The 12,411-nt window shown below is 51.7% G+C and carries 13 protein-coding genes; 4 read left to right on the top strand and 9 right to left on the bottom strand.

The genetic code is table 11. The features are described from left to right. Position 1: 1 nt before the first annotated feature. Positions 2–817, bottom strand: a complete 816-nt coding sequence (locus VFT64_09345; GenBank protein ID HEU5048029.1) for a prepilin-type N-terminal cleavage/methylation domain-containing protein — start codon at positions 815–817, stop codon at positions 2–4. A gap of 73 nt (positions 818–890) precedes the next feature. Between VFT64_09345 and VFT64_09340 the strand changes: the two genes are divergently transcribed. Further along, on the top strand, positions 891–1,889 hold the full coding sequence (locus VFT64_09340; protein HEU5048028.1) for a substrate-binding domain-containing protein: 999 nt from the start codon (positions 891–893) through the stop codon (positions 1,887–1,889). Positions 1,890–1,893: 4 nt separating this feature from the next. Here the strand turns inward: VFT64_09340 and VFT64_09335 are convergent, their stop codons facing one another. The 3 genes from VFT64_09335 to VFT64_09325 form a co-directional block, all read right to left on the bottom strand. Further along, positions 1,894–2,856, bottom strand: a complete 963-nt coding sequence (locus tag VFT64_09335; GenBank protein ID HEU5048027.1) for a prepilin-type N-terminal cleavage/methylation domain-containing protein — start codon at positions 2,854–2,856, stop codon at positions 1,894–1,896. Between the two features lie 14 nt (positions 2,857–2,870). Further along, on the bottom strand, positions 2,871–3,863 hold the full coding sequence (locus tag VFT64_09330; protein HEU5048026.1) for a mitochondrial fission ELM1 family protein: 993 nt from the start codon (positions 3,861–3,863) through the stop codon (positions 2,871–2,873). Positions 3,864–3,951: 88 nt separating this feature from the next. Further along, positions 3,952–4,446: a hypothetical protein gene (locus VFT64_09325; GenBank protein ID HEU5048025.1), complete on the bottom strand. Its 495-nt coding sequence runs from the start codon at positions 4,444–4,446 to the stop codon at positions 3,952–3,954. A gap of 242 nt (positions 4,447–4,688) precedes the next feature. Between VFT64_09325 and cysW the strand changes: the two genes are divergently transcribed. Together cysW and VFT64_09315 are read left to right on the top strand one after the other, a co-directional pair. Beyond that, positions 4,689–5,513, top strand: coding sequence for a sulfate ABC transporter permease subunit CysW (cysW, locus tag VFT64_09320; protein ID HEU5048024.1), 825 nt, complete (start codon positions 4,689–4,691; stop codon positions 5,511–5,513). Further along, a complete protein-coding gene (locus tag VFT64_09315; GenBank protein ID HEU5048023.1) occupies positions 5,513–6,709 on the top strand; it encodes a sulfate ABC transporter ATP-binding protein in 1,197 nt (398 codons plus the stop codon). Before cysW ends, VFT64_09315 begins: the two co-directional genes overlap by 1 nt. A 10-nt stretch (positions 6,710–6,719) precedes the next feature. On the opposite strand, the gene VFT64_09310 is transcribed toward VFT64_09315, so the two are convergent. The 4 genes from VFT64_09310 to rpsA all read right to left on the bottom strand — a co-directional run bounded on the left by VFT64_09310 (position 6,720) and on the right by rpsA (position 10,145). Continuing rightward, positions 6,720–7,031, bottom strand: coding sequence for a lipopolysaccharide assembly protein LapA domain-containing protein (locus tag VFT64_09310; protein HEU5048022.1), 312 nt, complete (start codon positions 7,029–7,031; stop codon positions 6,720–6,722). 55 nt (positions 7,032–7,086) lie between these two features. Continuing rightward, on the bottom strand, positions 7,087–7,377 hold the full coding sequence (locus VFT64_09305; protein HEU5048021.1) for an integration host factor subunit beta: 291 nt from the start codon (positions 7,375–7,377) through the stop codon (positions 7,087–7,089). 22 nt (positions 7,378–7,399) lie between these two features. Then, on the bottom strand, positions 7,400–8,320 hold the full coding sequence (sppA, locus tag VFT64_09300; GenBank protein HEU5048020.1) for a signal peptide peptidase SppA: 921 nt from the start codon (positions 8,318–8,320) through the stop codon (positions 7,400–7,402). Positions 8,321–8,396: 76 nt separating this feature from the next. Beyond that, positions 8,397–10,145, bottom strand: a complete 1,749-nt coding sequence (gene rpsA, locus VFT64_09295) for a 30S ribosomal protein S1 (protein HEU5048019.1) — start codon at positions 10,143–10,145, stop codon at positions 8,397–8,399. Positions 10,146–10,415: 270 nt separating this feature from the next. Here rpsA and xth point away from each other — a divergent pair, with 270 nt between their 5' ends. Continuing rightward, a complete protein-coding gene (gene xth, locus VFT64_09290) occupies positions 10,416–11,210 on the top strand; it encodes an exodeoxyribonuclease III (protein ID HEU5048018.1) in 795 nt (264 codons plus the stop codon). Positions 11,211–11,213: 3 nt separating this feature from the next. On the opposite strand, the gene VFT64_09285 is transcribed toward xth, so the two are convergent. Beyond that, a complete protein-coding gene (locus tag VFT64_09285) occupies positions 11,214–12,395 on the bottom strand; it encodes a hypothetical protein (GenBank protein ID HEU5048017.1) in 1,182 nt (393 codons plus the stop codon). Positions 12,396–12,411: the final 16 nt, after the last annotated feature.

Here is a 12,411-nt window from a genome sequence, read left to right as displayed (position 1 = left end):
GTCAGAAGCCTGTGAGGAAGATTAAGGTGCAATACGGCATCGAGGAACTTACGTTGTAAGTGGACGCGCTTTCAGTATCGCTGGTCGTACAATCATGGGCGATAGATGAGTTTTTCTTATAGGCAAGCACTTTACCGTAGGCAGGAAGGCCGTCATCCATCTTAGTGTCGATCTGTGAAGCTTGTGTTGGGGTAAGAATGGGAGCCTGTGTGATGGTGTACTGAATCGTACCACTGATGCTTTGATGCATGCCGCCGAGACTAATGATATTGCCGTAATAAGTCGGGTTGGTAGGGGTAAAGTAACTTCCATTGCCGGAAGCAATGGAGCCGAACCATGTAACGGAAAAGCCGGTACCCTTGATACTGCCTGCCGGAACGTTCTTTCCGATCACAGCATCATTCACACCGCCAGAGCCGCTCTGGTTGCTTAAGTTCTGGGTGAACATACCCGCAAGGCGTAGGTGCTGCCAGAACAGGAATGTTTCCTGCGCCTGACCGGCGCTGTTGGTGTTGTAGATTGTGCCATCGCCATTGCCATTACATGTGCCGCTAGTACCCCCGCCTGCAGGGCAACCGACAGAATCGGTTCCCCATACGGTGGTAGCCGCGGAAAAATCACCCGGCAGGGCCTGGTAAGTCTGCCGGAAATTGCTGGCGGCAGTGATGTAACTGTCCACATCCGTCATGACAGTCTGGAGTTTGGAGGCGTCGAGCAAGGACTGGCCGTAGAGCACGCTGCCGATCAGCGCGCCTATAATGACGAGCGTAATCGACAATTCCACTAAGGTAAAGCCTTGCAGATGCCTGTTTTTCATGTAACCTGTCCCTGTTATTCGTGCCATTGTAGCATAGATTGCCATAAAAATCACCGCAATGAAATAGATGTTTATGAGGATAAGGTTTTTATTTTTCACACTTATTTTTCTGCAATCGCAGGCATTGGCGGCTGAGCAGATCCGCATGGTCGGCTCTTCCACCGTCTACCCGTTTGCCGCGAGCGTGGCCGAACATTTCGGCAAAGCTGGGGATTTCAGGACGCCTGTCGTGGAAGCGACCGGGACTGGGGCAGGATTTAAACTATTCTGCGGCGGAGTAGGGGAATCGTACCCTTATATCACTAATGCCTCACGTGCGATTGTTGCAAGCGAGCGCACTAATTGCGAGCATAACGGCGTAAATAAATTTGTAGAAATCAAGTTCGGCTATGACGGCATTACCATCGCCAACTCGATTAAAGCGCCGGTGTTCAAGCTGACGCGCAAGGATATGTTCCTTGCTCTTGCCCGCGATATTGCCCGCGATGGCAAACTCGTGCCCAATGACTATACACGCTGGAGCCAGATCGATCCTGCTCTGCCGGACCAGCCAATCAAAGTCTATGGCACTTCGCCTGTTTCCGGTACGTATGACACGTTTATTGAGCTGGTCATGAAAGCTGGCTGTGCGCAGGTAAAGGCGTTTGCGGATGCTATCCCCGATCCTAAAAAACGTGAGCATTCCTGCAAGCGGCTGCGTGAAGATGGCAGGTTTATCGAGACCGGAGAAAATGGCAACCTGATTGCGGAAAAGCTTATGGGGGATCCGGACGCAGTTGGAATTATGGGATTCAGCTTCCTCGAAGAGAACGAGGCGAAGCTACATGGCAGTATTATTGACGGTGTAGGTCCGTCATTTGAGTCTATCCAGAATGCTCAATATCCTGTTTCACGTCCGCTTTATTTCTACGTCAAGCTGCCACTGGTTGCCGGTATAAAGGAATATATTCAGGAGTTTCTTAGCGAGGCCGCTATCGGTGATGAAGGGTATCTGGTGGAGAAGGGGCTAGTGCCGCTGCCTGCCGCCATGCGCGAGCAAATCAGGGCGCAGGTGATGAAAGAGATTCAATAATAGTTTACTGGAACTGAAACGACAGTGCACAATTCAATCTGTCGGGGTTAAACTGTACCGAATATTGCTGCGTTCCTGCTGAGCCATTATTGTCGAAACAGTTCGTGGCGGCATAAGCTGTCGCTGCGGTGTTCGGAGTGCAGGCGCTGCCGGTTCCGTTCAACCATGTGACACCATTATTTTTGCCTTCCCCCAGCGAACCTGCGGCATATACGGAGGCGCCGCTGCTGCCGTCGGTCGTTTGCGAGTTCACATAACAGGCGGTGATATTGCCAGATTGCGGCAACCCGTCATCCGCTTTAGTGTCTATATTATAGGCCTGCTGCACCGCGATTCCGGGAGTGCTCAATGTGGAATCGATCGACCAGCCGATTTTAGTGATGGTAGATACACCATAAAAATTATGGCCAAGACCGCTATATACATAGACGTACATAGCGTCGCCCCCTACTTTGGCCTTAGGTATCCAATCCTGAATAGCAGGAGTGCTGCTAGCCGTAGTATTCGGCCATGATGCGGGAGTAATTATATTAGGATAATTCGTACCTGTTTTGACATTGGTATCAATCAGACCGGCAGTGCTCAAGTCCTGCCAGAATACCGCCAGTTCGCCGCATCCGGCCTGCAAGCCGCCATTGCCTGTCGCAGTGTTAGCGCAGTTGCCTTCCAGCAGGCCGCTGCCATCGCCTTCGCCGTTGTAGCTGCCTCTGGATTGAAAACCATTGTTAGTGGCGGCGGGATCAGGAATATCGCCCGGAAGATAGTTGAATTTGGTTTCAAACATATGCACTGCCGCCTGGTATTTATTGATCTGGCTGATCTGACTGCTCACGGCTGCGGAATCGATCAGCGTGCGCCCGGCAAGCACACCGCCGATCAGCAGGCCGATAAGGACCAGGACGATACTCATTTCCACTAACGTGAAACCGGAATTTGCGCGTGGCTTTGAAGGGTATGAAACAGGCATGGCTGAACCGTTCCTCATATTGCAGTATTATTATACCTTTGAATGATTTCCCTGGCTACGCTTTTGGCATCGTCCAGACGGAAAGGCGGCGTAAACAGCATGTTACCGCTTGCTTCCAGCGGTTTGGCCAGGCCAAGCCGGTAGAGTTCGTCAATGAATTGCTGATGTTTGGGAGAGACGAAATCCGGGGTGGCATAAATATACACCGGTTTACCGGTCGCGCAGGCCTCCGAGCACATGGAGATGGAGTCGCCTGTCACAACAACCGCATCTGCGATGCCGAGCATGCCATAGAACGGGTTTGCCTGTGAGTTGTTCGCATCATCCCATAAGTGGAGATAATGCGGTACGGTGATCGACTCTTTTATTGCCTGCGCTGCGCTCGCGCTTGTGCGCCTGCTTGTGGTGACATACAGAGAACCGCCGGAGTTTTGCGCAAGCGCGGATGCCATACGTGCGAATTCTTTTGCTCGCGAGGCTTCAAACCGCCGCGAGCCTGCATCGCCTCCGACCAGCACAGCGATTTTCGGTGCATTCAGCATGGGCATTTTGGTCTGCCATATGGCAGCTTCGCTCGCCAGAATATCCGGTGTTACTCTGTGAGGGGCGCCGACCGTGACAAAGAGATTGGGGGCTGGTTTTGCATTATCGTGCTTCGGTGCTGCGATCAGGTCGAAATGACGGGAAGGGAAGCCCGGCCATTGTATCTGTGCGATGAAGGTCGAAGGATTCTGCGATTTGATGTAGGATGCAACAATGCCGAGTCTTCTGGCCGTGGACAACACAATATCCGGCCAGGGCGGGGAAAGGAGTTCCCTGCTCTGGCTTGTCAGGCCCAGTGTATTATGATTCAGCAAGATGTTGGGAATTCGTATCCACTCATTGAATTCGATCTTTTTGACTTCGAAAGGGGTTTCCAGCGCTTCCGCGACGCCCAGCGTCTGGCTCGTGTTTCCCTGCCGCTCGTCCAGCAGCGCCCATATTCTCTTATTCGTCAGATTCATCATACCGTCCGCTTTTCAATCCTGCTTCGCAAGACCCTAGCGTATTTATGCCGTCAATACAGCAAAAAATAGGTATGGAGTTTCGAGTGACTTAGTGGCTGTGCTGGGGGATGCTGTTAACGATCTGCTCGTTGCGACGCCTGAATTCATCCAGCTCATGTTTGCGCATGATGCGCTCCAGCGAGATGTCAACCAGATGCATGAAAATGAGCATAATCTTTTCCGTCTGCTTCTGGATTTTTGTTGCGATCGTATCGGTAAGGGTAGCAAGAGCGCTAAGAGAATCCTGTCCCATTTCGTGGGCGCGGGCGCGAAAAGTATCGAGTGCCGTGAACATCTTGCGCAAAGCTTTTTCAATGCGCGCGCGCGCGGGTTTTTTGCGCGAAGGCTCTTCCATGATGCTGATATATTCTTCCGTCAGCACATCCGTGGAATCCGCAATGTCACTGATGAACGGTTCGACGAGCGCCAGCTGTTCCTTCGGATTTTTGGCGAGTTTGCTTTCCACTGTCGAGGCGAGTTCCTCTGCCAGATCATACAGTGCAGCTATTTCGTCATACTGCTCTTTCATTTCATCTTTTTTCATATATACTCCGCTTGACCCGGGACAAGCTGAACCCAGCCTGCTTTCCGCGGTCTTCCTCCGCATTATAATAGGTATTTACTAAAATTGCATTAATCCGTTCACTCGTCGAAAATAATTATATGGCTTAAGTATAGGATTTTAATATTACACTATTTTGACGCAAATATGACAATTTGATGAATATAATATTGGATTTTATCTATTCATTCAACTAACTGAATAATATATTTATTATGAACAATGTGGTGACAGAGCCTCTGGCGGTAAGGGTTTTACTGATAGCAGTAGCGGTACTGTTTGTGGGGGTATTCGTTGCCATGCCGCTGGCGGTCGTGTTCATGGAGGCGTTCAAAACGGGAATACAGGCTTATTTCAGCGAGCTTGGGGGTGATTATGCTAAAGCCGCTATCAAATTAACGCTTCTGGTCGCTGCGATTTCCGTGCCGTGCAATATCGTATTCGGGCTTGCTGCAAGCTGGGCCATCGCCAAGTTTAATTTCTTTGGAAAGCGTCTGCTGCTCACGCTGATCGACCTGCCTTTCTCCGTCTCGCCGGTTATTGCGGGGCTGGTATATGTGTTGCTGTTCGGAGCGAAAGGGTTTTTCGCCGGTGCGCTTGAGCGCTGGCATCTGTCTATTCTCTTTGCGCTTCCGGGACTCGTGATCGTGACGATCTTCGTGACGTTTCCGTTTGTGGCGCGTGAGCTGATTCCGCTGATGGAAGAGCAGGGGACTTCTGAAGAAGAAGCGGCGATCATGCTGGGTGCCAATGGCTGGCAGACTTTCTGGCATGTGACGCTTCCCAATATCAAATGGGGGTTGTTTTACGGCGTTCTGCTATGCAATGCGCGTGCGATGGGAGAGTTCGGTGCGGTGTCGGTCGTATCCGGCCATATTGAAGGCCTGACCAATACGATTCCGCTGCAGGTCGAAACACTGTATAACGAATACAACACTGTCGGCGCATTTGCGGTCGCTTCCATCCTGACAATGCTTGCGCTGTTTACACTCGTCATAAAAACTTATATTGAGCATAAATTCCCGCATGAAATCAAGGCGATGAAATAATGAGCATCCAGGTTCAGAATATCTGCAAACGTTTTGGCGACCAGGTCGTTCTCGACAACGTCAATCTTGAGGTGAAGACCGGTGAACTGATTGCCCTGCTCGGTCCTTCAGGTTCGGGCAAAACAACGCTGTTGCGCATTATCGCGGGAATGGATATCGCGGATTCAGGTACGGTATTGCTGGACGGGGATGAAGCGCTTTCCAAGAAGGCTGGGGAACGTAATGTGGGATTCGTATTTCAGCATTATGCGCTGTTCAAGCACATGACGGTTTTTGAGAATGTGGCGTTCGGCCTGCGCATGCGCCCCAAACAGTTCCGTCTCAGCGATTTTGAACTCAAGCGCAAGGTGATGAAGCTGCTGCATCTCGTGCATCTGGATAAATTCCATAGCCGCTATCCGTCGCAGCTTTCCGGCGGGCAGAGGCAGCGTGTGGCGCTTGCGCGCGCGCTGGCAGTGGAGCCGAAACTACTGCTGCTGGATGAGCCGTTCGGTGCGCTGGATGCAAAGGTGCGCAAAGAATTGCGTCGCTGGATGCGGCGTCTGCATGACGATATCAATGTGACAAGCATTTTCGTTACGCATGACCAGGAAGAGGCCATGGAAGTGGCGGACCGCGTGGTGGTGATGGGCAATGGCCGTATCGAGCAGGCGGGCACTCCCGGCGAAGTGTATCACCATCCGGTGAATTCTTTCGTGTATGACTTTCTTGGCAATTATAATGTTTTCAAAGGCTGGAAAGACGAAGATGGTAAAGCGCATCTTCTGGAGTATGAAGCCAAGGAAAAAGAACAATTCACCATGCCGGACATTAAGAGCCGCAGCAGCTGGATGAACCGCTATCCTGAGATTACAGGGTTGCTGCACCGGATACTGCCGGGAGTAGTCTCCACTCCACCTGCACTCTCACCACCGCAGAAAGCGGCTGCGGATGTAAAAAAGCTGGGTAAGCCCGTGAAATTATTTTCGCGTCCGCATGAGATCTACGTGACTAAAACGCCGGATGAGCATGAATATGTCAAAGTACTCGTGACGCATCTTAACCCTGCGGGGCCGCTGGTGAAGATAGAGATGGAGCGTTTAAGCGGCGAGGGGCTGACAGCAGAAGTTGCTAAGGATGTGATCGATAGTCTTGCGATTAAAAAGAACGATTATATTTTCATCCGCCCGAAAAATACGCGTGTATTTGATGAGTAATGGTTAGAGGCTAGCTGTTGCGCAGCAGCTTTTCCGAGCGTACGGCCGTGATCTCATTTTCGAGCGCGCTTACACGTTCGTTCGCAGCTTTATGGAGTTTGCGGGTTTTGAAATGGCTCATACCGCCAATGAATCTGCCGGTTATCAGCCCTGCGACAAATATCAGAATAGCAAACAGGAATACCGGGAGTGTAAGGCCGTAAGGCAGAGGAAATAAAGTCAGCTCAAGCCGGGAACGGTTTGAGACGCAGAAGACAATGCCCACAATCACAATCAGGGCATACAGGCAGAGTTTCAGGGTTTTCCTGATAACGGTCAACATAGTGCACTATGCCGAGAGAAGTGGGTTCCCGGCATGACATGTTTCACCGTACGGTTCATGCCTGGTCCGCTTTGTTTATCTTTTCACGCAGTTCCTTGCCGGTGCGGAAATAGATAGCATGGCGTTCGCCGATGCTGACTTCCTGGCCGTTCTTTGGATTGCGTGCGACACGTGCTTCGCGTTTGCGGATCGAAAACGCACCGAAACCGCGCAGTTCTACGCGACCGCCCTTTTTCAGAGCTTCCACCATTTCATTAAGTATTGAATTCACAATCTTTTCAACATCACGCAGATAAAGATCGGGAAATTTCTTGGAAAGGCGCAGTATCAGGTCTGATTTTGTCATAATTTTTACTGTTAATTATATATTACAGTGGATTAGGTTGCCATATCGCGTTCAATCCGTCAAGCCTTTGTAACAGGTGTGCGCCAATTTTTCCATTGGCAAGTTGGGTAAGTTGCTGAAATAGCGAAGGATCTTCCTCCTCTAATTTTACGTCCCTGATCTCGAGATGCGGGTCGATTTTTCTTTCTTTGGCAAGCCATTGGACAGCTTCGTCCTCACCGCCGAGTTCGTCTATGAGGTTTGCCTGCAGTGCCTGGCGACCCGTATAGATGCGTCCGTCTGCCAGTTTTTCTGCGGTTTCAAGCGGCATATGCCTGCGTTCCGCAACGATGCCGACGAACCAGTTGAAGAAATCCTTGATTACGCCTTCAATGACCACATTCTGTGCAGCGGTGTATTTTTCCAGCGGATTAGGTGCGGCTTTATTCGGGCCGGATTTGATCACGATAGGGTGTATGCCTAGCTTTTCCGCCAATTCCGTGGCTTCAAACGCTTCCATGATCACGCCGATGGAGCCGGTAATGGTGCCTTCACGTGCGACAATGCGATCTGCGCCGAGCGAGGCCATATAACCTGCAGAAGCTGCCATGGTGCGCATGACGGCAACTACCGGTTTCTTCTTGGAGGTTTTTCGCAGATCCAGATACAGTTCCTGGCCGCCGACGGCGCTGCCACCGGGCGTATCCAGCCAGACGAGCACGGCTTTTGCGTGCGGATCTTTTGCGGTTTTATCGATGAGTTTTTCCATCTTCAGATCGTCGGTAATGATGCCGTCGACTGTGATGCGGGCGATATAATCCGTGCGTATGGGAGAATAGCGCGAGAATTTTTCAAAGGCTCCCAGTGCTGCAATCAGCGCTATCACTATCGTAATAATCCGCCATTTGTTCAGCTGCTGTTTCAGGCGGTTACGATCGAGAAGCGTGTCAGCATTCAGGGACATAAGTTACAGCCTTCTGGGGAATCGTTTTCGGATGCCCGTTACCTGCGTGAGCAGATAACGGGCAATCCATCGTCAGTTACTTAGACTTTTTAGCCTTCTTGTCGTTGGCATCGTTCAATGCCGCGCCAAGAATGTCGCCGAGGCTGGCGCCGGAGTCGGTGGAGCCGTATTCCTCGATCGCACGCTTCTGTTCATCTGCTTCCAGTGCTTTGATGGAAACGGTGACTTTGTGCGCGTTCTTGTCCACGTTGGTTACTTTCGCATCAACGCGGTCGCCGACTGCGAAGCGGTCAGGGCGCTGTTCCTGACGGTCACGGGACAGGTCCGACTTCTTGATGAAGGCGGTGATGGTATCGTTGATCTTCACATCGATGCCACTTTCCTGGATGCCGGTGACCACGCAGGTAACGACACTGCCTTTCTGCAGACTGTCGATTGCGCCGCCGGACTCATTGCCGGAGAGCTGCTTGATACCGAGGCTGATGCGCTCTTTTTCTACGTCGATAGCGAGGATCCTGGCCTGGACCGTTTCGCCCTTCTTGTAGTTCTTCACAGCGGTTTCACCCGGTTCGGTCCAGCTGATGTCGGAATGGTGAACAAGGCCGTCGATATCACCGTCCAGACCTACAAACAGGCCGAAATCGGTGATGTTACGTACGGTGCCTTCAATCGTGTCGCCAACATTGTGCTTTTCAGCGAACGTTGCCCATGGATTGTCGACGCACTGCTTCATGCCGAGGCTGATGCGGTGCTTCACGTTGTCGATGTCGAGGATCACCACTTCAACCTGCTGGCTGCTGGAGATGATCTTGCTCGGGTGGGTGTTTTTCTTTACCCAGCTCATTTCGGACACGTGAACGAGGCCTTCGATGCCTTTTTCCAGTTCAACGAACGCACCGTAGTCCGTGATGTTGGTTACGGTACCCGTGAAGCGCTGGCCGATATGGAACTTGCCGGCGATGTTTTCCCACGGATTCTGTTCGAGCTGCTTCATGCCCAGCGAAATACGCTTGCTGTCCTGGTCGAACTTGGTGACCATAACTTTTACGGTCTGACCGACATGCAGTACTTCGGACGGGTGATTGATACGCTTCCAGGAAATATCGGTAACGTGGAGCAGGCCGTCGATGCCGCCCATGTCGATGAACGCACCGTAATCGGTGATGTTCTTGACCACGCCTTCCAGCTGCTGGCCTTCGGAGATCTTGCCGAGCAGTTCGTTGCGTGCTTCGACGCGGGATTCTTCGAGGATAGCACGGCGGGAAACCACGATATTGCCACGCTTGCGGTCCATCTTGAGGATAATGAACGGCTGGGTGATGCCCATGAGCGGGGTGACGTCGCGGATCGGACGGATGTCCACCTGGCTGCCCGGCAGGAAGGCAACAGCGCCTTCGATATCCACTGTGAAGCCGCCTTTGACGCGGCCGAAAATGACGCCGTCAACGCGTTCTGCGTTAGCGCAGGCGCGTTCGAGGCGTGCCCAGGATTCTTCGCGCAGCGCTTTTTCGCGGCTGATAACGGCTTCGCCATGCTTGTTTTCGAGTTTTTCCAGGTAAACTTCGACTTCGTCGCCGACACGGAGTTCCGGAATTTTGCCATGCTGCGTGAATTCCTTAATGGAAACGCGGCCTTCGGATTTCAGGCCGACATCGACTACGACGATGTCGTTGTTTTCGATAGCGACGATAATACCTTTGATAACGCTGCCTTCGGACTTTTCGCCGGATTTAACGTATGATTCGAACAGTTCAGCGAAGTTTTCACCAGTGGCGAATTCGGTGGTCTGGTCGTTTACTGCGTAGGCAGCTACATTGTGAGCCATAATCTCTTTTCCTAAATAAACGGCAATTGCCTCTGCCGCGAGGGTTGGTTAAGCAGCGCCGCTTAAGTTAAAATAATCCTATATCACAGGCGCTTGTGATAGTTGAGTGAGCCGCACACTATACACATTGTATGTGAAATGGCAAGCAATTTGATTGAAAAATCAAGCGCTCCGGCCGGTTTTTGATGCCGGATTTTCCCGCAATTCACATGAGCAATTTTGATAGCGGCGGCGGTTGATTTGTATTCATTATGCACTAAGATGCGCGGCATGAACATCAAAATCGCCACCTGGAATGTCAACTCCGTCCGCAGCCGCATCACGCATCTGACCGGCTGGCTGCGTGAATATTCACCTGATATCGTGCTCCTGCAGGAACTTAAAACCACGAACGATACATTTCCGGCCATGGAGATCGAGGAGCTCGGTTATAACATCGCGATGAACGGGCAGAAGAGCTATAACGGCGTGGCCATTCTTTCCAAGCTGCCGCTTGATGACGTTATCATGAAGCTGCCGGGAGATGAAGCAGACCTGGAAGCGCGTTACATAGAGGCGGTGGCGAGCGGGAAGGGATTTGCGCTTCGTGTTGCTTCGGTTTATGTGCCTAACGGCCAGTCTCCCGATTCGGACAAGTTCCAGTATAAGCAGCGTTTCCTGGCGCGACTGAGAGAGCATGCCAAATCATTGCTGAGGTTGGAAGAAATACTGGTTATAGGCGGGGATTATAATGTTGCGCCGGATCCTATCGATGTCTACGATCCGAAATCGCTGGACGGGACAGTCTGTTACCATCCGCTGGAGCGGCAGGCTTTGCGCTCGATCATGCATTTAGGTTTCTACGATGCTTTCCGCGTTGCCAATCCTGACCGCCAGACTTTCAGCTGGTGGGATTATCGGGGCAACGGGTTCGATGCAGGCAAGGGCATGCGTATCGACCATCTTCTGCTGTCTCCGCAGGCAGCCGACAGGTTGCAATCATCCGAAGTGGTCATGTCCGTGCGCGTGTTGGAAAAACCTTCCGATCATGCGCCGGTGGTGTGCGTTCTGGATATAGGTGAATAGCCGTTATATGCCGAGCGTATGCTGCTCTGAAGCAGTTGTCCGATTCTTGTCCACCGTTTCCATATGCGAAGCGGGCTTTTCAGATGCTGCCCATTGCTTTTTCGGCTGAGCTCCAGTTGCTTCCGGGCCTGTTCTTTCCAGCCTTACCCTCGTGCTGTTATCCATGACGACTTTATACCCTTCCGGTACAAGTCCATCCTTCATGATATCTTTCAGCACTTTTTCCTCCTGGCGCGCGATACGGCTTTCGCGGAAGGAGCTGGTCAGCTTGTCGACAAAACCGGACAGGATCAGTGTCCAGCCAAGTTCTTTGGTCACCAGGCGGGTCTGCTCGGCTACCACGGTGCGGTCTTCGTTAAAACTTCCGTCAGGGTTACCATGTTTTTCCAGACGCCCGAAATGATCCGCCATGCCGGTTTTAATATCATTCAGGCTGGCACCGTGGCTGGAGAACCAGTGATTCCAGCCTGCTGACCATTTCTGGGGAATAACGTCGTAAATCTTAGTGCCCAGCTTCCATGAGAGCGTATCCACGCTCGGCTTGTCCCTCGCTTCGAGAATACGGCTGCTGCGGTTGACGAGATAGTCACCGGCGAATATAGCGCCCAGCGTTGCAAAACGGGCGCCCCATAAATCCCATGCGCTGTGATTTTTGACCCGCTTATGGATCTCCAGCTCAATCTTTTCCTCAATGCTGCGCGGTTCAGGATCCTTGTGCATGGATTCGGGTAGAATGTCCGTATCCTTTTTCAGCATCTTATTGATCTTGTACGCAATCTCTTCGCGATGTTTGACCAGCGGCGTCATGATGGTGGTCGCGATCATCCCGGCGATCATCATGAAACTGATTTCCACGCTTGATCGGATACTGTCGGTCAGATTGGTCTTGTTGGTGCCGCCGAAGGTCTTTTCAATGGCCTGGACGATATTCTCCTTGAATTTCTTTACACCCGGGCGCGGGTTCATCCCGTAAGTGATACCAAGCGAAAGGCTGGAGTTGAGACCGAAGCCGATGACGTAAAAATTCAGGAAGTTGGTGATTCTGCCGCCGATGGTATTCTCGATGCTTTTTTTCGGAATATCGGAAGGGGCATCGACCTCGATTTCCTTGCGCATAGGCAGGGCGGCAGCGGACTTCGACGCTTCATCATGGACGACCGGGTGATCTTGATCTATTTTATCCATGTCCGGTTGCTTATCC

The organism is Rickettsiales bacterium (assembly GCA_035765535.1).
Classification (GTDB): domain Bacteria; phylum Pseudomonadota; class Alphaproteobacteria; order Rickettsiales; family JABCZZ01; genus JABCZZ01.
Note: the sequence above shows the minus strand (reverse complement) of the source record. Positions and strands in the feature narration are given on the sequence as shown.

What these genes read in the sequence shown, in the direction of transcription:
- VFT64_09345 (HEU5048029.1), bottom strand. Translation starts at nt 817, where the DNA reads ATGAAAAACAGGCATCTGCAAGGCTTTACCTTAGTGGAATTGTCGATT.
- VFT64_09340 (HEU5048028.1), top strand. Translation starts at nt 891, where the DNA reads ATGAGGATAAGGTTTTTATTTTTCACACTTATTTTTCTGCAATCGCAG.
- VFT64_09335 (HEU5048027.1), bottom strand. Translation starts at nt 2,856, where the DNA reads ATGCCTGTTTCATACCCTTCAAAGCCACGCGCAAATTCCGGTTTCACG.
- VFT64_09330 (HEU5048026.1), bottom strand. Translation starts at nt 3,863, where the DNA reads ATGATGAATCTGACGAATAAGAGAATATGGGCGCTGCTGGACGAGCGG.
- VFT64_09325 (HEU5048025.1), bottom strand. Translation starts at nt 4,446, where the DNA reads ATGAAAAAAGATGAAATGAAAGAGCAGTATGACGAAATAGCTGCACTG.
- VFT64_09315 (HEU5048023.1), top strand. Translation starts at nt 5,513, where the DNA reads ATGAGCATCCAGGTTCAGAATATCTGCAAACGTTTTGGCGACCAGGTC.
- VFT64_09310 (HEU5048022.1), bottom strand. Translation starts at nt 7,031, where the DNA reads ATGTTGACCGTTATCAGGAAAACCCTGAAACTCTGCCTGTATGCCCTG.
- VFT64_09305 (HEU5048021.1), bottom strand. Translation starts at nt 7,377, where the DNA reads ATGACAAAATCAGACCTGATACTGCGCCTTTCCAAGAAATTTCCCGAT.
- sppA (HEU5048020.1), bottom strand. Translation starts at nt 8,320, where the DNA reads ATGTCCCTGAATGCTGACACGCTTCTCGATCGTAACCGCCTGAAACAG.
- rpsA (HEU5048019.1), bottom strand. Translation starts at nt 10,145, where the DNA reads ATGGCTCACAATGTAGCTGCCTACGCAGTAAACGACCAGACCACCGAA.
- xth (HEU5048018.1), top strand. Translation starts at nt 10,416, where the DNA reads ATGAACATCAAAATCGCCACCTGGAATGTCAACTCCGTCCGCAGCCGC.
- VFT64_09285 (HEU5048017.1), bottom strand. Translation starts at nt 12,395, where the DNA reads ATGGATAAAATAGATCAAGATCACCCGGTCGTCCATGATGAAGCGTCG.